The organism is Jilunia laotingensis, assembly GCF_014385165.1.
Lineage (GTDB): Bacteria > Bacteroidota > Bacteroidia > Bacteroidales > Bacteroidaceae > Bacteroides > Bacteroides laotingensis.
The window spans coordinates 2570468-2589029 of the sequence record NZ_JACRTF010000001.1 but is presented as its reverse complement, the minus strand read 5'-3'; the positions used below and the strand labels follow the sequence as shown (position 1 = coordinate 2589029).

The 18562-nt window shown below is 41.6% G+C and carries 10 protein-coding genes and 1 riboswitch; of the genes, 7 read left to right on the top strand and 3 right to left on the bottom strand.

The genetic code is table 11. The features are described from left to right. Positions 1-9: 9 nt before the first annotated feature. Together sov and ruvA are read right to left on the bottom strand one after the other, a co-directional pair. On the bottom strand, positions 10-7407 hold the full coding sequence (sov, locus tag H8744_RS09815; protein ID WP_439649378.1) for a T9SS outer membrane translocon Sov/SprA: 7398 nt from the start codon (positions 7405-7407) through the stop codon (positions 10-12). A gap of 29 nt (positions 7408-7436) precedes the next feature. Next, the gene (gene ruvA / locus H8744_RS09810; RefSeq protein ID WP_262434660.1) at positions 7437-8027 is read right to left on the bottom strand and encodes a Holliday junction branch migration protein RuvA; all 591 of its coding nucleotides are present in this window, start codon (positions 8025-8027) and stop codon (positions 7437-7439) included. A gap of 233 nt (positions 8028-8260) precedes the next feature. Here ruvA and H8744_RS09805 point away from each other — a divergent pair, with 233 nt between their 5' ends. The 5 genes from H8744_RS09805 to trhA all read left to right on the top strand — a co-directional run bounded on the left by H8744_RS09805 (position 8261) and on the right by trhA (position 14301). After that, a complete protein-coding gene (locus H8744_RS09805; RefSeq protein ID WP_262434659.1) occupies positions 8261-9160 on the top strand; it encodes a diaminopimelate dehydrogenase in 900 nt (299 codons plus the stop codon). A 154-nt stretch (positions 9161-9314) separates the two neighbouring features. Beyond that, positions 9315-9662, top strand: coding sequence for a hypothetical protein (locus tag H8744_RS09800; RefSeq protein WP_262434658.1), 348 nt, complete (start codon positions 9315-9317; stop codon positions 9660-9662). Positions 9663-9672: 10 nt separating this feature from the next. Next, positions 9673-11664, top strand: a complete 1992-nt coding sequence (locus H8744_RS09795) for a DUF3858 domain-containing protein (protein ID WP_262434657.1) — start codon at positions 9673-9675, stop codon at positions 11662-11664. 17 nt (positions 11665-11681) lie between these two features. Then, complete coding sequence (locus H8744_RS09790; RefSeq protein WP_262434656.1) at positions 11682-13556, top strand: DUF3858 domain-containing protein; 1875 nt, start codon at positions 11682-11684, stop codon at positions 13554-13556. Between the two features lie 91 nt (positions 13557-13647). Beyond that, positions 13648-14301: a PAQR family membrane homeostasis protein TrhA gene (trhA, locus tag H8744_RS09785; RefSeq protein ID WP_262434655.1), complete on the top strand. Its 654-nt coding sequence runs from the start codon at positions 13648-13650 to the stop codon at positions 14299-14301. Positions 14302-14371: 70 nt separating this feature from the next. Here trhA and H8744_RS09780 read toward each other — a convergent pair whose 3' ends face one another. Further along, a complete protein-coding gene (locus tag H8744_RS09780; protein ID WP_262434654.1) occupies positions 14372-14860 on the bottom strand; it encodes a hypothetical protein in 489 nt (162 codons plus the stop codon). 403 nt (positions 14861-15263) lie between these two features. Continuing rightward, positions 15264-15448: riboswitch (cobalamin riboswitch) on the top strand. Positions 15449-15479: 31 nt separating this feature from the next. Between H8744_RS09780 and H8744_RS09775 the strand changes: the two genes are divergently transcribed. Then, positions 15480-17873, top strand: a complete 2394-nt coding sequence (locus H8744_RS09775) for an anaerobic ribonucleoside triphosphate reductase (protein ID WP_262434653.1) — start codon at positions 15480-15482, stop codon at positions 17871-17873. Then, on the top strand, positions 17870-18346 hold the full coding sequence (gene nrdG / locus H8744_RS09770; RefSeq protein ID WP_262434652.1) for an anaerobic ribonucleoside-triphosphate reductase activating protein: 477 nt from the start codon (positions 17870-17872) through the stop codon (positions 18344-18346). The genes H8744_RS09775 and nrdG overlap by 4 nt, the downstream gene beginning before the upstream one ends. Positions 18347-18562: the final 216 nt, after the last annotated feature.

The window sequence follows — 18562 nt, the reverse complement described above, 5'->3', positions numbered from 1 at the left end:
TCAAATACACTATCTTGTTAGTGAAAATTTCAAGCTCATACCAAAATCAGCACTCGTGACCGGATAAGAAGCGGCAGATACCAACGGAGTATTTTTCTGACGGTCATAATAAAGACGGACGCTCAAAAGTTTACTCAATTGATAATCGGCAGAGAATGAAATTTTCAAAGCTTTGTTTCCACTTGTAGCTTGCGTAGTTTCCTCTTGAATATATCGGCAAAGAGCTGACTGGTTACGGAACGAAACATCCATACGTAAGGCCAAGTCATTGCTCACTTTGCTTTTTGAATTTTTGGTGTTTCTCCCCGGAAACAACTCAAGTCCGACAATCTTATACCCCATACCCAATACAAAATCCTTCGTTGCACTTTCCACAATCTGATTAGCCGCCAGACTGAGATTAAGAATACGGGTCATCTTGTATTCGACTTTAGTGGTGATTCCATTGTTGAAAGTCATATCCACACCCAGCAAAGGTGAGAATTGCTCATTGATGGAAACAGCCGAAACATCATACATAGAAGAAGGAATCGGACTACCTGTCTGTACATCATCTACAAATCCAAGATCACCCATATAATTATGATAAGTCTGGAACGTACTATAGCTACCTATACTATAGGTACTGCGATAAGCATGATTGATCGTAAAGCTTTTAAAATATTTCTTGAAAAAGTCAAGCTTACTTAAACCGCTATAGGTGATCGTCCAGTTAGGCATCATTGAAAGCATTCCAGGGAACAAATCAAGGGCACTTTTACCGGCATCACGTCCAGTGTAAGCCGCCAAGAAAGCCGGAATCATGACATCCGGAGTATAGGCATTAACAGGAGTTTTTGCCGGATCGAAAGGTTGACCGGCTGCCGATGTCCCTTCAGGATAGACTGCACCCGCATATCGCGATTCCACTCTTTGCCGAATGACTTCCAGATTTCCAAGGAAACGTGTAAAAGCGGATGAAGAATAACCATTAGAAGGTTTGTGCTTTTCAAATGCACTACCAATAGTTATAATAGTCATATTAAAATTACCGCTTTGAACTTCAGGCATGTCATTAAACATAAACTGTATCTCGCGAGAACTGTTCCGAGTACGTCCGGCCCTGAGATCAATTTTCAAATCACGAACAGGTTCCAGTGTCATACGAATCTGAAGATCTTCCTGAGCATTTGTGGTAGCAGCACCTATCGAACTGACAGCAATACTATCTTGCTCATTCCCGGAATCTGTCTTAACCAGCCAGTTATTACGTTTGGCCTTGTCTATATAATCATTTCCAGTAAGGCCAAAGGCAAAGTCCAATCCCGGAGCAAACCCATAATCACCTCTGCGTTGACCTAACATATCTCCTACCTCTGGCTGGAATCCGGGTAAAGTCATTGCATAAGTATTCTTATATGTAACACTCACGTTTCGAACCATCATAGCCACACGAGCAGCAGATTGTGCAATTTTATACCAACGCTCATCTTCCGGTTTAGGACCTTGAATGGCAGTCAGTTTCAATCTTACACTATCACGTGTTTCGATACGTATTGTATTAGCATCTATCACCTTATAACGAATCGGATATCGTTTTCCATCCACTGTAAGAGCGGATACTTTAGGTTTCTTTGAGGCCAAGCCGTGACGAACGGTGACCGTAGTATCTTGTTTCAATTGTATTTCCTTTTCATAGCGTTTAGGCTTCTCCTTTTTACGGACATCCGGACGACGTTGGGAAGAGGAGGAAGCAAAACGACGATTGGTAGCTTTAAGGAAAGGCACCTTATTATATAAGGTTTCCAAATTGAAACGGGCATTGACATCAATGGAACGCTGGTTCGCAATTGTATTTCCCATTTCGATGCCATCCGACAGAGATACGCCTCTATCCCAATTATAAGATGAATTGAAACGGGTATCAGCCGTTATCCAATCCGTAATAGGAAATTTATCAAAAGGCAATTTATAAGATGCGTTAAAAGTCTGCTGATAGTCAATAGGACGACCAAAATGAAGCAGGCTACGGCGTATCGTATCTTTACGCGCTTCATATTCATCCTTACTATAAATATCACGATTCAAGGCTCCATACGGTTCCTCTATCTCGGCATGTGTAGCTGACGTAAAATTCATACGAAGATTTTTTGTCAAATCCCAACGCAAAGAGAAATCGCGATTCCATAAGAATTCTTTTGCTACACTGATCGGAATACCAACAGGATCGTTCAAATTTTCCATATCACGCAATTGCAGTTCGTAATAATGACGGTCCATGTCCGTATTGAATGAAATATTCTGTGGCAAGTAACTGAAGTTTAAATCTTTCACAAACTTCATCCACTTAGATTTACTTTTCATTTTCTTAAAAGGTTCCCATGCCTTATAGACAGGTGAATAATTATAAGAGAGTGCCCCACGCCAATCCGTTTCATTTTCATACTCGGTCGTACTACCCTGATTATGTTTTTTCATACGACTGTAGCTTATAGTGAAGTTACCCGGATCATACGGCATAGGGTTCTTGCTGACCACACCCACTCGCATATTACTCAAACTGAAGTTTTTGAGGACAGTTATTTCATTGGCTATATTGCGCAATGAATCACGATCTCTATCGGAGGCCAAAGCATCGAGAGCATCTTTCAACAGCATATCCTTATCCAAAGGATTATATTTAGGAGATGTTTTTTCCCGGGAATAAGAGAAATAAACAGGTGCGCTCAGTTTCACTGCTTTCGGGAAGAAACGCCCCAGTTCAAGAGTCGTAGTAAATTGATATTGATAATAGTCGTCCAAACGCCGTTCACTTACACTTTGCTCCAAACCGCCAAACCCGGCAGTCTCTACGTGAGCTGCAACATTCACACTACCGACATCAGACAGTTGTACATTCATATTACCCTGTGCAGCCCATCCTCCATCTTCATCAAAATCAGCCAATCGCAATTCATTTACCCAAACTTCAATAGACTTTTTAGCACGTGAATTATTTCGCACACCAATCATCATAGTTTTCACTTCAGCCAAGGAAGGATTACCAATAATACTTACTTTATTGGCCGGTTGATCCGGATCATATTCAGAATATAGCTTACCATAACTGACACCTGACAAAGGATTATTCTTTGCCTGATTACGTTTCTTCTTTAAATCAGTCAAAACAGATAAAGCTATATCCAGATTATTATCTTTTGGCCAAACCAAAAGCTGATCAGCTTCGGAGTCATTATTATACCGTCCCGGAGGAGTTAATTTCAACGGGATTTCATATTCATAATAATTGGAACGATAGTCGGTACCTAAACGGATGAATACGGACAATTCTCCATCTTTAGGATCAGTTATATCACCTGTCAACGCAGCCGCATGAGCAAACATCTTTAACCTGCGGTATTGTCGCATATCCATACCGGAATTCTTATAAACAGCACGTGCATCTCCGGGAGATAAATTCTCCAGTTTAAGACTCATAGCCTGTTCATTTTGTTGACGAAGTTGCGGTTGTCCCGGGTCGATTACACGGGTAATACCCGGAGGCATTACATAATTCACCGGTGTTTTGTCGCCATTTTCCTCTATATTAACAGCAGATACATCAAGAGTACCGCTGACAGTAGGAGCCGGATTTTGTGAATTATTCAATGCATCGGTATAAACCCTCCATTCTCCACGCACCAGTTCCAATGTGGCAAAACGAAGAATAGTCGGTTTTTTAAACCCTGTAAGGAACATACGCATAAACCGAATAGACTTGAAATCCTTAATATTCCCAATAGGGGTACCACTACGTATAGGCACTTTAAACTGATACCAGGTTACATCTTCATTTTTACCATTACGCAATCTGACACTTGCCACACGTTTGTCCGTAATGTAATTTTGCCCTACTTCCATTTTGGAAGGAAACAGATTGATACGATATTGGAAATACCTTTCCGTTTCAGAAAGGGTATTGTCTTGATTGATATCTTCAATATCCGGAGATTCTTTGGCAGCAGTAGGATAACCCTCAGGTGAATCTTTTTCTGCAACAGAGTTCCCTTCCGTATTATTGATATATTTATAACGCTCAAGAATGCTCTTTTCCTCAGCATCATAATCCGATCCACGAAAATAGTGATACCGATCTGCGGCAGGTGATTCATTAAATTTCTCATACACTTCCGGATCAAGTATAGGCTGTATCTTTGCCAAATAATCGGAATAAGTTGAAAAACTGCGTTCCTCTTCATAGGAAAGCCCATTCAATCCGAGGTCTTGTTTTTTTCGTGCATCAGCAGAATTATCAAATGCGTAAACCAAACTCCGATCTTTAGGAACACGTCCCCATTTTGTATACTCTACTTTAGAAGCATCACCATCAATCGGCAAACCATTTTCAAAAAATTTCTTCCCGTCTTTCAGAATATCTTCGGAAATGTCTCCCAAATTCAAATAAAGATATCCCCCTTCATCAGCATCTCTTGCACTCCGGCTAATTCTACTCTCTCCAGGTTGATCCCCATCAGCATAAATAAATGGGTCCATCATCCAAAATTCCAGATATTCCACGTTAGCCGTTTCAAAGTCCGTAGTCTCAATCTTGCGCATCATACCTCCCCAACGTTTTTCCGGATTCTTTAAGTTTCCATTTCTATCCAAATCCGTATCAACATTATAAGGACCACGCTCTTGAGGATAGTACGCAACATTCAGCACCGATAGTGTGGCAGCTTCCTGATAATTCAACTCTTTATTCGGGAAAAGTTCCTGTTCATAAACCTCACGGACATAATGATTTGATAGTTGATCTAAGTCATTCTTAATATGAGTGGGTGTAAGGGATGAATTTCTACGAGTAAATAAACCATCAATATGGTACCAAGCTAATAAAGAACGGTTCTTCCCATAATCCGTATTGTCTGTCAACGCGGCTTCAGGGAATAAGATTCCTTCCGAATTAGGATCATTCGGATTAGGGCCTTTAGCACCGAAAGGAGCAGAAGACAACTGCCAATAAGAGGGTTGCCTTAAATCAATGCCGGATTGCGTACTTTCAAAATCATCGATGTAGGAGGCATTATCTTGCAATCCTTTACTATGCCCTGGAAGGAGTTGCGCAAATTCCAACCCTAAATTAATATTGGACGGAGCGGTAGCCTCCACAAACGGAAGTTTGTCTATAACATTTGTCAACCACTGACTTTCACGTTTCCACGAAGCATTAAATCCCCAAAGAGTGTTTGATATCGGCTCATCCCCCATAGCCACTTTGGTAGTCATTGGTTTCTCATTCAAATGCATAATCGTACCTCCAAACTGGAAATCCGGTGAAAAGTCATAAGTAAAATTCAAACCCAACATGGTCTTCCGTTGCATGTTGAAGGATGTATTACTTTCAAGATTAACGCTGATTGCAGTACCTGCGTCAATAAGGCTTTGATTAAGAATCGTAACCACGCCCATCGTATAATCCACAGAATAATCCGATCCTTCAGTCAGGGTACGCCCACCAGCAGTAACACGAACAGAACCACGGGGGACATTCATTGCTCCTAAACGAATTTCGTTGGCAGAAGAAGCGCGATATTCACCTACCAACCGATATTTGTCTTTCTCTGCCAACTGCCGGGCAACTGTACGGGTAGAGTCATAAAGTTCCTGAAAAACATATTTATCTATAAGCTCTTTATCATCTCCGATCATTTTTTTCAAATGTGAACCAAAAGGTTCCACAACAGGGAAAAAGATACGTCCATTTTGTGCATTAATTGTATATCCTTCCACAAAATCGAAGAATCCATCGCCCCCTAATTTATTCTGGCTATTCAAACGGTCAAGATTCATCACCTTCAGCAAAGGAACTTTATTGATGTTTTTATTTCCTTCCGGAATATAGCGCAAATAAACACCGGTGGTATCACTCAGATAGGTAATATTAAGTGTAAATTTCTCTTTTTGTATTTGATAAGCATTCAAAGAATAAACGTTCTTCATCATTAAGTCCCAACTACCTGCATCGGGAGAATTGGATGTATTCTTCAGAAGCTTGAGATACAAGCATTCGCTTGTCGTTGTTATATTGGACGAGAACTCACCAACCTGATACGTTTTTCCACCGATCGTATAGTCAAATGCTACGGCAAGAACTTCGTCCGCTTGCAATGTCTGTTTTAAGGAGATATAGCCCAAAGTAGTATTTATGGTATATTCTGAAGAAGTAAGTAACCGGGCATCCCCTATCTTCTCATAATCCATTCCGTTTTCCATATCAATTGCGGACATCGTAGAGTTTACCTGGCTTATATCACGCGCACTTTTATAGTTATTCACCATTTCGGAATACAAAGTGTTAGCTGCATTTCTCGGAACCAAATTGCCTCCTCCCTCAGGACTCCAACGAGGGTTACTGATATGTTTAGCCTCTCCTAAATCCGTAAATGCCACTATGTTACGTGGGTTATCAATATTACTTCGTTTATTGGTCACCCATACTTCAACACGATTGATTTTAACTCCGGAAATAATATTCGGCAACTGCGACATGCTCTGATCATAAGTATCACGAAAATAATGTGCCAAGAAGAAGTGCCGGTTTTCATCATAAGCATCAGCTGAAAAGTCAAAGCTCGTTGTCTGCGCCCCACCCTTACTATTCACGGTTTTCGACTCACTCTCCTGCTGGCTGATAACTGTTTGCAATTTCAATTTTCCGAATTGTAAATCTGCCCGTACGCCAAACAAAGAAGTCGCCCCACGAATCAACGAATTGCCGGTTGACATACTCACATTACCCGCCTCAAGGAGTTTGATTATTTCATCTTCCTTACCTTCATATTTCAATTTCAACTTCTTGCTGTCAAAATCAAAAGTCGCATCAGTATTATAATTCATGTCAAGGTTAACCTTATCACCTACTTTACCATTAACATTGACATTTATCTTTTCATCAAAATCAAATCCCCAAGTCTTACGCATACTCTCAGGAAGGGTCGGATTCTGTACATTTTTGTATGTCCCCCCAAAGCTCAATTCTGCACTTCCCTGGGTTTTAATCTGAACACCACCCGGACCAAAAATCTTTTCTGCAGGCCCCAGATTGAATTTCATATTCGTAAAGTCGAATTGCTCCTTCCCTTTACTAAAAACAGAATCATTCCGCTGTCTGTAATACTGTTGCATGGAACGCTTCATGCTCCAATCAAGATATTCGGCAGGCGTCATGATCACAGGTACCTCCATCTCCTGCCCTCCAATATAAGTGCGGATAAGATATCGATTGGTCAAAGCATCGTATTCTACCTTTTTTTCTACAATAGGCATCGGTTGAAGCGCCTGAGCAAAAGCAGGAATACAACCTAGAAACAAAAATAACATACTAATGTGCCAATATGCCAATGAGTCAATGGGTTTGCGGAATAATTGCAAAATCCATTGACACATCGATTCACTATAAAGTCGGCACTTTATTTTCATAATCTCTTCAAAGCCAGCTTGATTACTTTTTCAACAGCAGCATTTGGTTCTTCTTTCAAAATGGTAAGTACAACTTTCTGCGAAGGAGCCGCTGCAAACCCAAGCATTGTAAGTGCTGCCACAGCCTCTTCCTGAACTTCAGAAGTCATAGTGGAGAATACACCTTCACTACTTGTAGCAGGTGCAGAAGTTTTTATTTTATCTTTTAAATCCACTATCACACGTTGAGCCGTTTTCAGCCCAATACCTTTCACTGTTTTCAGAAGATTGGCATTTTCGGTACTAATAACATTGGCCAATTCGCTCGGAGACAGTGCCGAAAGTATCATTCGTGCCGTGTTTCCCCCAATACCGGATACAGATATTAATAATAAGAATAATTCCCGTTCCTGCCTATCTGCAAAGCCATACAAGACATATGCATCTTCACGGATAGCTTCATATATATATAGTTTACAACTACTTTTACCTTGAATCGCCGAGTATGTGTTCAGTGAGATATTTACGGCATACCCCAAGCCATTACAATCGATTATCGCAGTTGCCGGGCTTAGCTCGGCAATCTCGCCTTTAACGTATTCTATCATAATATATTTATAACGCACACACACATGAAATATTGTACTTTTATTTGATTATCACACTATAATCAAACAACCTTTTACAGCCTCATTGTAACATACGCACACATGAAATATTAAGCCTCTAACATCTTGAGTATAAAAACTAACTTTAACACCATTATTACCTTCATAAACAGAAAAAATGATTATTTTTGCACCACAAAAGAAGAAATATGTTAAACGAAACCAATAAAAAGATGAAAAAAGTAAGAGCTGCCATAGTTGGCTATGGCAATATTGGTCATTATGTACTGGAAGCCCTCCAGTCTGCTCCCGATTTTGAAATAGCAGGTGTAGTTCGTCGTGCAGGAGCAGAAAACAAACCTGCCGAATTGAATGATTACCCCATTGTAAAAGATATCAAAGAACTGCAAGATGTAGATGTAGCTATCTTGTGTACCCCTACCCGTAGCGTAGAAAGCTATGCAAAAGAGATCCTAGCTTTAGGCATCAACACAGTCGATAGCTATGATATTCATACAGGTATTACAGCTTTACGTCACGAATTAGGAACATACGCCAAAGAGCATGGAGCCGTTTCTATTATTTCTGCAGGATGGGACCCGGGAAGTGATTCAGTTGTCCGCACCCTATTAGAAGCTATCGCCCCTAAAGGAATCACATACACAAACTTCGGCCCCGGCATGAGTATGGGACATACGGTGGCAGTAAAAGCCATCGATGGTGTAAAAGCTGCACTTTCCATGACAATCCCCACTGGTACCGGCATTCATCGTCGGATGGTATACATCGAACTAAAAGAGGGATATAAATTCGACGAAGTAGCTGCAGCTATTAAATCCGATGCATATTTCGTTAACGATGAAACTCACGTTAAACAGGTTCCCAGCGTAGATGCCTTGCTTGATATGGGACACGGAGTTAATTTAACCCGCAAAGGAGTCTCCGGGAAAACCCAAAACCAATTATTCGAATTCAATATGCATATCAACAACCCGGCTTTGACAGCCCAAGTATTAGTATGTGTAGCTCGTGCTTCTATGCGTCAACAACCGGGATGCTATACGATGATTGAAATTCCCATCATTGATCTCCTCCCGGGAGATCGTGAAGAATGGATCGGACATTTGGTATAAAACGACAACTCGAGTTTACATTTAGATAGAGGAATTTCCCTGAAATAGGGAAATTCCTCTTTTTTCATTCTATTTCATCAAAAAACAACCTCCCCCTATATGCCTTTCACATTTTTTTGTATATATTCGCTGTGTTAACAATCGACAAAAAGCTATGAATCACAGATTCACAATCATTCTATTTCTATTCTTTTGTATCAGCTTTCAGATTTCCGGTCAGCAGATAGTAAAACCGAGTTTAAAATTCGGCAAACCTTCCAATGAAGAATTAGAAATAACCACTTACCCAGCCGACACTACAGCTAGTGCCATAGTATTATATGATATCGGCCCAACTTCTTACCGATATGACGCCAATGAATTTTCACTCACGACACAACATCGCGTAAAAATCAAAATATTAAAACCAAATAGAAATAGTAAAAAATATGCTGATTTACAAGCTATCTGGACAACAGCTGTCAAAAAGAACAATGAACTAATCGTATTAAGAAAATTATAAAGAGATGAACATGAGACACATTTTCCTTACATTATTTTCCTGTTTCGTTATAAACGGGATTTTCGGGCAAGAGGTAAACGTAGTGGAACCCAGCTTGAAATATGGAAAGCCCTCGGCTGAGGAACTTTCAATGACAACGTATGCACCCGATACTACGGCTACCGCAGTGGTGCTTTGTAAGAAAACAGATGTATCGTATGATTTCGTAACAGAAGATTTCCGCTTAGAATATGCTTATGAAGTAAAAATCAAAATACTCAAAGCTGACGGAACTTCCTACGCAAACGTCACCATCCCTTATTACAACAGTAAAGACAATTATAAATCCAAAGAAATCGTATCCCAGATCGAGGCTTCTTCCTATAATCTTGAAGGTGGAAAGACAGAACGCACAAAAATGAAAAAGGACTTTATCTTCATGGAACGAATCAATGATACATACATGCAGGTAAAATTCTCTATCCCCAACGTAAAAGTGGGTACCGTAATAGAATATAAGTATAAGATATTATCCGACTTCTATTATACATTAAATGACTGGTATGCACAACAAGACATCCCTACCTTATATACAGAATATAATATTACAATTCCAGAATACTTCAAATTCAACATTGACATGCGGGGTACGGAACCCCTCGAAACAAAAGATGAAGGTAAGCTTTTCAATTTTCACATCAATGGACACCCCCTGCAATGTTCAGGAAGACACCTTTGTTTTAAAGGAAGGCAACTTCCGGCAGTACGCAATGATAATTACATCTGGTGTGTCGACGATTACAGTACTCAAGTTAACTTCGAATTAGGAGGATTAGATTTTCCGGGGGCACTTTATAAATCCTTCACACAGACTTGGGAAAATATAGACAAACTATTATTAGACAATCAGGATTTCGGAGGCCGTTTAAAAATGCGCAATCCTTATCATGAAGAGATGGCATCCTTGAAATTAGATCAGATGGCAAGTACGGAGGATAAGATTGCTTCGATCTTCACCTTCCTCAAACAAAGGGTCAAATGGGATGAAACTTATTCGCTTGAAGGCAGCCGAGCTAAAAAAATAGTAAAAGACGGTACAGCAAGCAATGCAGAGATCAATTTCATTTTCATGAGCATGCTCCGTGATGCAGGGATCGAATCTTTTCCGGTAGTAATGAGCCGACGCAACAGAGGACTGATTCCTTATGCACATCCATCCCTCCAGAAGCTAAATACATTCATTGTAGCCATAGCAAATACGGACAGTACATTTGTCTATCTGGACGGTTCGGTCAGAGATGGTTATATCAATGTACTACCACCTGCCTTAATGGTAAACCGGGCACGTCTGATTATGCCGGGAATAGGAGCCAAATGGGTAGATCTTAGCCAAATAGGAAAAAACCAATTACGTTCCATGGTTAGTGCCATTATCCAACCGGACGGGAAAATATGCGGTACGCGTACTACCAATTATCGAGGCCAGTATGCTTCACGCTTCCGCCACAGTTTCCGAAGTGCAAAGGATAGTACCGAATTTGTGAATCAGCTTGCCAGCAATGAAGAGATTGAAGTCACCGGATTGCAAACGGATGGAATAAACGAATTTTCACCAAACGCAAAGGAGATCGTAAAATTCGAAAAGCAAGCCACCGTCAATGATGATTTTATTTATCTGAATCCAATGGTTTTCCTACATGTAGAAAAGAATCCTTTCACGCAATCTGAACGGAAATTACCGGTGGAATTTCCATATCCCGACCAGGTGATCCTATCAGTCAATCTGACCATACCCGACGGTTACACCGTAGAGGAAATGCCAACCCCATTACAAATAAAAACTGAAGACGGTCAAGGAACATGTCGCTACAATTTGGCTATGCAAGCTAACAAACTGACCATTAACTATATGTTCAACTTTAACAAGCTCCTTTATCTGTCTACAGAATATCCCGGATTGCAGAGCTTTTGGGAGATGGTAGCAAACAAGAACAACGAGACTATCGTGCTTAAAAAATTATAATAATAAATAGTCATAAAATGATTACAAGAAGATTATATAGCAGCATACTGCTCACTTTCCTTACCACGCTCTTGTTACAGGCACAATTCACAATAGTGAGTGATGCCTATTCCATTGTACAAGATGCCACTACCGAAATCATCTGTGAATCGGCAACCAGCGGAATATGCAAGGAGAGTCACACCATTACCATTCTGAATGACAAGGGACGTGATGCCGCGAATTTCATTTGCATGTGCGACAAATTCACCTCTCTACGTAAATTTTCAGGGGAAATACTTGACTTTACCGGCAAAGTGATAAAAAAGATCAAGAAATCAGACTTGCAAATGACTGAATATTCTTCTGGTCTTACCAGTGATGACTACACCTATTATTATGAATGCAACCTTCCGCGTTATCCCATCATAATAAAATATGAGTGGGAAGTGAAATACAAGGATGGTATTATCGGATTTCCTACATTCGTACCTCAGACACGGTACAATCAGGGAGTGATTAAAGCGACCTACAGGATACAAACACCCGCGGAACTGCCATGCCGGTATCATAAAATAAATACCCAGGCAGAAGTGGCAGAAAAGAAAACCCCAGAAGGAAACGTACTCATGGAAGTGAGCCTCGGCCCGATTTCCGCTATTGAATACGAACCATTCGGTGCTTCACTTTCCGATCTCATTCCCCGCATATACTTCGCCCCGGGAAATTTCATTTTTGACGGTAGCCGTGGTAATATGAGTACATGGAAAGATTATGGCGATTGGCAATACGGACTACTTGCCGGTCGTGATCAATTGGACGAGGCGACCAAAGCCAAATTGCACGAAATGACAGCGCATTGCACCACTCCCCGTGAGAAGGTGAAAGCTGTTTACGACCATTTGGCAGCCACCACACGTTATGTCAGCATCCAACTGGGTATCGGAGGACTTCAGCCTATCGCAGCCACCGATGTTTGTCGTGCCGGCTTCGGTGATTGCAAAGGGTTGTCCAATTATACACGTGCCATGCTCCAAGAACTGGGCATTCCTTCCGTTTACACGGTGATCAGTACCGACAACGAACGGTTAATAGCCGATTATGCCAGTGCCAATCAAATGAATCATGTCATCCTGCAAGTTCCTTTAGCCAAAGACACACTTTGGTTGGAATGCACCAATCCCGAACTGCCTTTCGGTTATGTACACAGTAGCATCGCTGACCACGATGCTCTGCTGATCACTCCCGAAGGCGGTAAGCTTTGCCGATTGCCTTCGTACCCCGATTCACTGAATACACAAAGCATTACGGCACAAGTGGTACTTTCTCCCACTGGAAGTGTCAACATTGCAGCCAAAGAATCCTCCCGCTTGTTTCAATATGAAAGTACGGCTCCCATCACCCACCTCGAGCCTTCACGCCAAAAAGACCGTCTACATTCAGGAATCACTTTAGGACAAGCGAATATCGGTAATATAAAGATAGTCGAGAAGAAAGAGGCAATGCCCCAGATAGACATTTCATATTCTATCAGCAGCGAACAATATGGCAATAAAACCGGAAACCGTTTGTTTATTCCCATCAACGTGTTCCGCAAAGGATTCAGCACACCGGAAATGAAAGAACGGAAACAGGATATCCATATAGAATACGGTTATCTCGACACAGACAGTATCACCTTGCAACTTCCGGACGGATATGTTATTGAATCAATGCCTAAAACGTGTACGTTAAAAAACCGCTTCGGCAAATTCACCTCCTCTTTAAAAGTGGAAGACAAGGAAATAAAAGTCATACATCAATTACTGATGTATAAAGGAGTATACCCCAAAGCAATGTACAAGGATTTTCTCGATTTCCGCAAACTGGTAGCTGCCCAGTATAATGGAAAGATTATTTTAAAGAAAGAGTAAAACCTGTTTAAATAGAAATTTAAACAGACTTCGAGCCGAGTGTTTCAAAAATATAGAGTACTTTTACAGCCCGAAGCTAAAAGTCACGACATTGAAAAATCATCGATACACTAACGGGGAGGAACTCGCCAACGCAATCAGTCATGGAACGGGTATCCTGCTGGGCCTAACAGCAGGATACTTTCTATTAATAAAAGCAGCAGCAAGCAACGACCCTCACTGGGCTGTTGCCTGCATTGCGATCTACCTCACAGGTATGCTGTCATCGTATGTCAGTTCGACCTGGTATCATTCCGCGCCTCCCGGATCACTCAAAGAACTATTACGCAAGTTCGACCATGGAGCCATTTACCTGCACATTGCGGGCACCTATACTCCTTTTACACTTTTAGTCATGCGAAATGCAGGCGGCTGGGGTTGGGGAATATTTGCCTTCGTTTGGTTATCAGCCATCATAGGATTTATACTTAGCTTCACCAGCCTGAAAGAACATAGCAATCTCGAAACCATATGCTATGTAGGAATGGGAGCGGCAATCTTGGTAGCACTCAAACCACTGATGCACTGCCTCTCAGACATGGGAGCCACACCTGCTTTCTGGTGGTTACTCGGTGGAGGTGCCTCTTACATTTTAGGTGCGGTGTTCTATTCATTGCGTAAGCCCTATATGCACTCCGTATTCCATCTTTTTTGCCTGGGAGGAAGCATCGGACATATCATAGCGATCTGGATGATATTGAAATAATACGTTATAAACACAAGCAAACCATTCGTCGTGCTGCAAAAAAAGGAATCAAACAGATTACCTCAAACGATCAGTCGGCACTCCTGATATTCAGACTCTCTTTCAACAATTTAAAATAATCTTCATCATTCATAGCCCAATTTGTTTGTGCTATCACTTTATTATCCTTATCAAGAACACAAAAATCAGAAGCACCCATTTTATCCGTGTCCACACCTAATTGCTTTTTGAGAAACTTACAAGTAGCCTTTATCGGATTGTAGAAACTCACCATTTTTCTCTTCCTGTTTTGATTAATCACGTACATAGTAGAAGCGACCTTACAAGTATCCACATATTCCGCAATTTCAGAACTATCCTGCGCACAGATAAAGAAGCTGTCCATGTCTTTATTATCATGTATAAGCTTGACCACCTCCGGATAGCGTACCTGAGAAGCCTGACAATAGTTACAAAACACATAAATAAATTTGTAACGCTTATCTGAATTTTGAACTTTGGATACAAGATCCTCATCTCCGATGCAAGTTATTTGTGCATACAAACGCTCCGTCATCATACATGACAGAATTAAAAGTAAATATACGATCCTCATTCTTCTATAAACTTTTTATTCAATTACATTCTGCAATTCGTACTCATAGTACACCTTCGGTTATTCAATTTCTCCTCCCTCTATCAATTCTCCCGATCTTATCCGAATGGTTTTTCAAATATATTAATTTATATGCATAAATACTAATCCGTTACTCTATCTTAACATTTTAACGATAGATAGTCAGATGCGGACATGATACAATGCGATAAGCATTCCACCCCATGTTTTTTACATTATCAAAGAAACCTTTCACTCGCATATCAATAAAAAAGTTTCCCGAAATGGAAAACTTTCTGTATCAGTCACAAAGAAAAGTTTCCCGAATTTTATTGTTAAAAGTCAACCAACCTATTTATAGAAGCATTATCTTTGTCACTGTTTCGGAGCTAAAAAGAGGTTTAGTCATGAGGGAACGCTGTGCAAATCGGCGACAGTACCCGCTGCTGTAATTCTCTATGAATCCGCACACTATGTCACTGCGCGCACAGCGTGGGAAGGCGATGCGAGGGAGAGATAAGTCAGAAGACCTACCGGAATTAATCATTTTATCAACTTTTAAAAGCTTTCGGGAGTTAAAGTTATGAACTACGCTGAAATTTGTATCATCAAACGCGATGGTAAAAGAGAAGATTTCTCTATTAGTAAAATTAAAAACGCAATTAGCAAAGCGTTCAGTGCCACAGGCATCACAGACGAGCAACAACTCGTAGCTGACATTACCATGAATGTCATCAGCCGGTTTAGCAATCCGACAATCACAGTGGAAGAGATTCAGGACTTGGTAGAAAAGGAATTAATGAAGGTGCGTCCGGAGGTTGCCAAGAAATACATCATCTACCGTGAATGGCGCAATACGGAGCGGGACAAGAAGACCCAAATGAAACAGGTAATGGACGGCATCGTGGCTATCGATAAAAACGATATAAATCTGAGCAATGCCAATATGAGTAGCCATACACCGGCCGGACAAATGATGACTTTCGCCTCCGAAGTCACAAAAGACTACACCTACAAATACCTGCTGCCAAAGCGATTCGCGGAGGCACATCAATTGGGCGATATCCACATCCATGACTTGGATTATTATCCGACAAAGACAACCACTTGCATCCAATATGACATGGATGACCTTTTTGAGCGCGGTTTCCGCACCAAGAACGGCAGTATCCGTACGCCTCAAAGCATTCAAAGTTATGCCACACTCGCTACCATCATTTTCCAGACCAACCAGAATGAGCAGCACGGTGGTCAAGCAATTCCTGCCTTTGACTTCTTCATGGCCAAAGGTGTCAGCAAATCTTTCCGTAAACACTTGGCCTCATTCATCAGTTTTTATGTGGTAATGGATACCAACACCAGCGTGGAAGAAAAAGCTATCCGTGCTTTGATTGAAGAACACCTGCCATCCATCAAAACCAACGAGCTGGAACGCGAAACCTTTCGCATGGCACTGACAGCCTTACAAATCAATATTGACAAGGAGCATCTAGCCCGGGTGATTGAAAAAGCATACCTGCAAACCCGCAAGGACACCCATCAAGCTATGGAAGGCTTCATCCACAACCTGAATACGATGCATTCGCGTGGAGGCAATCAGGTAGTATTCAGTTCTATCAACTATGGTACAGACACTTCCGCTGAAGGTCGCATGGTCATCGAAGAACTGCTGAAAGCGACTATAGAGGGGTTAGGCACTCGTGGAGAGGTGCCGGTATTCCCTATCCAGATATTCAAAATAAAAGAGGGAGTATCTTACTCCGAAGAAGATTATCAAAAAGCAATGACCGATTTCGAAGCGGCAGAAGAAGGACGAATGACTTTTACCACCCCCAATTTCGACCTCTTCCTGAAAGCTTGCCACACTACGGCCAAGGCATTGTTCCCCAACTTCATGTTTCTGGACACTCCATTCAATCAAAATGACAAATGGGATGCAAATGACCCGAAACGCTATCAATATGAACTGGCGACAATGGGCTGCCGCACACGTGTGTACGAGAACGTGGCCGGTGAAAAATCATCTTTGGGCCGTGGGAACCTTTCGTTTACCACTCTCAACATGCCTCGTCTGGCGATAGAAGCGCGTATCAAAGCAGAAAGCATGGTTGAGGACGGACGCAACAAGGACGCTGTCGAGATGAAAGCTAAAGAAATCTTTCTGGAATCAATACATGAAATGGCTACTCTGGTAGCCGACCAGCTCTATGCCCGTTACCAATATCAACGCACGGCTCTGGCACGCCAATTCCCATTCATGATGGGCAATGACGTGTGGAAAGGAGGAGGCAATCTGAACCCGAACGAAGAGGTAGGTGATGTATTACGTAGCGGCACACTCGGCATCGGCTTCATTGGCGGGCACAATGCAATGATGGCACTGTATGGCAAAGGGCACGGACATAGTGACAAAGCCTGGGACACTCTTTATGAAGCGGTCATGGAGATCAACAAAGTTGTGGATGAATACAAAGCCAAATACAACTTGAATTATTCCGTGCTTGCTACTCCCGCCGAAGGATTGAGCGGACGTTTCACCCGTATGGATCGTCGTAAATATGGGAAGATAGAAGGAGTGACGGACAATGAATATTATGTAAATTCCTTCCATATAGATGTGAAGGAGAAGATCAGCATTGCCGAAAAGATCAAACGGGAAGCTCCCTTCCACGCCATTACGCGTGGCGGACATATCACATATGTAGAACTGGACGGTGAAGCACAGAAGAATGTCCGGGCCATTGCTAAAATCGTGAAGGTGATGTACGATGAAGGTATCGGATACGGTTCAATCAACCATCCGGTGGACACCTGCCATAATTGTGGTTACAAAGGAGTGATTTACGATAAATGTCCGGTATGCCAAAGCGAGAATATCTTGCGTATGAGGCGTATAACAGGCTATCTGACAGGAGACCTGAGTTCTTGGAACTCTGCCAAAAGAGCTGAAGAGAAAGACAGAGTGAAACACTTATGAATCTCTTATACACCTATTCGGAAACGATAGTTGACGGTGAAGGCATCCGGTATTCCATCTATCTGGCCGGATGCAACCACCACTGTCCGGGATGCCACAATCCCGAAAGCTGGAATCCACTTGCCGGTGACGAACTGACCGAAGAACGTATCACGGGAATTATCCGTGAGATAAACGCTAATCCGTTACTGGACGGTGTAACTTTCTCCGGTGGCGATCCGTTTTTTAATCCGGAAGCATTTTTACTTCTGATAAAACGAATTAAAGAGGAAACCCGGCAGAACATCTGGTGTTATACCGGCTACACGTATGAACAAATTCAGGCACAGCCAAGGTTCAGTGCTATCCTTCCTTATATAGACGTATTGGTAGACGGCCGTTTCATACAGGAACTTTATTCCCCGTATTTGGAATTCAGAGGAAGCAGCAACCAACGCATCATTAAGCTTTCACATAAAGAGTCGACAACTTGAGCTGAAGATAGAACAACAAATCAAAAGTCATTCGTCAGAATGAGTTTTAGGCTACAGTTTCTCTCCTATAAGACACACGAATTAACCCGATCGACCATCGGTTCAAAGTATCATATGGCCAATGATGTTTATGCTCACCCTTCGCCTTAAGGTGTGTCAACAAATTTCAACTCCTGACATCTGTGCCGCAACGCCTAAATCACACATATAAACAAT

Excerpts from the sequence above, each read along its gene's own strand:
- sov (WP_439649378.1), bottom strand. The coding sequence starts at position 7,407 with ATGTGTCAATGGATTTTGCAATTATTCCGCAAACCCATTGACTCATTG.
- ruvA (WP_262434660.1), bottom strand. The coding sequence starts at position 8,027 with ATGATAGAATACGTTAAAGGCGAGATTGCCGAGCTAAGCCCGGCAACT.
- H8744_RS09805 (WP_262434659.1), top strand. The coding sequence starts at position 8,261 with ATGAAAAAAGTAAGAGCTGCCATAGTTGGCTATGGCAATATTGGTCAT.
- H8744_RS09800 (WP_262434658.1), top strand. The coding sequence starts at position 9,315 with ATGAATCACAGATTCACAATCATTCTATTTCTATTCTTTTGTATCAGC.
- H8744_RS09795 (WP_262434657.1), top strand. The coding sequence starts at position 9,673 with ATGAGACACATTTTCCTTACATTATTTTCCTGTTTCGTTATAAACGGG.
- H8744_RS09790 (WP_262434656.1), top strand. The coding sequence starts at position 11,682 with ATGATTACAAGAAGATTATATAGCAGCATACTGCTCACTTTCCTTACC.
- H8744_RS09780 (WP_262434654.1), bottom strand. The coding sequence starts at position 14,860 with ATGATGACGGAGCGTTTGTATGCACAAATAACTTGCATCGGAGATGAG.
- H8744_RS09775 (WP_262434653.1), top strand. The coding sequence starts at position 15,480 with ATGAACTACGCTGAAATTTGTATCATCAAACGCGATGGTAAAAGAGAA.
- nrdG (WP_262434652.1), top strand. The coding sequence starts at position 17,870 with ATGAATCTCTTATACACCTATTCGGAAACGATAGTTGACGGTGAAGGC.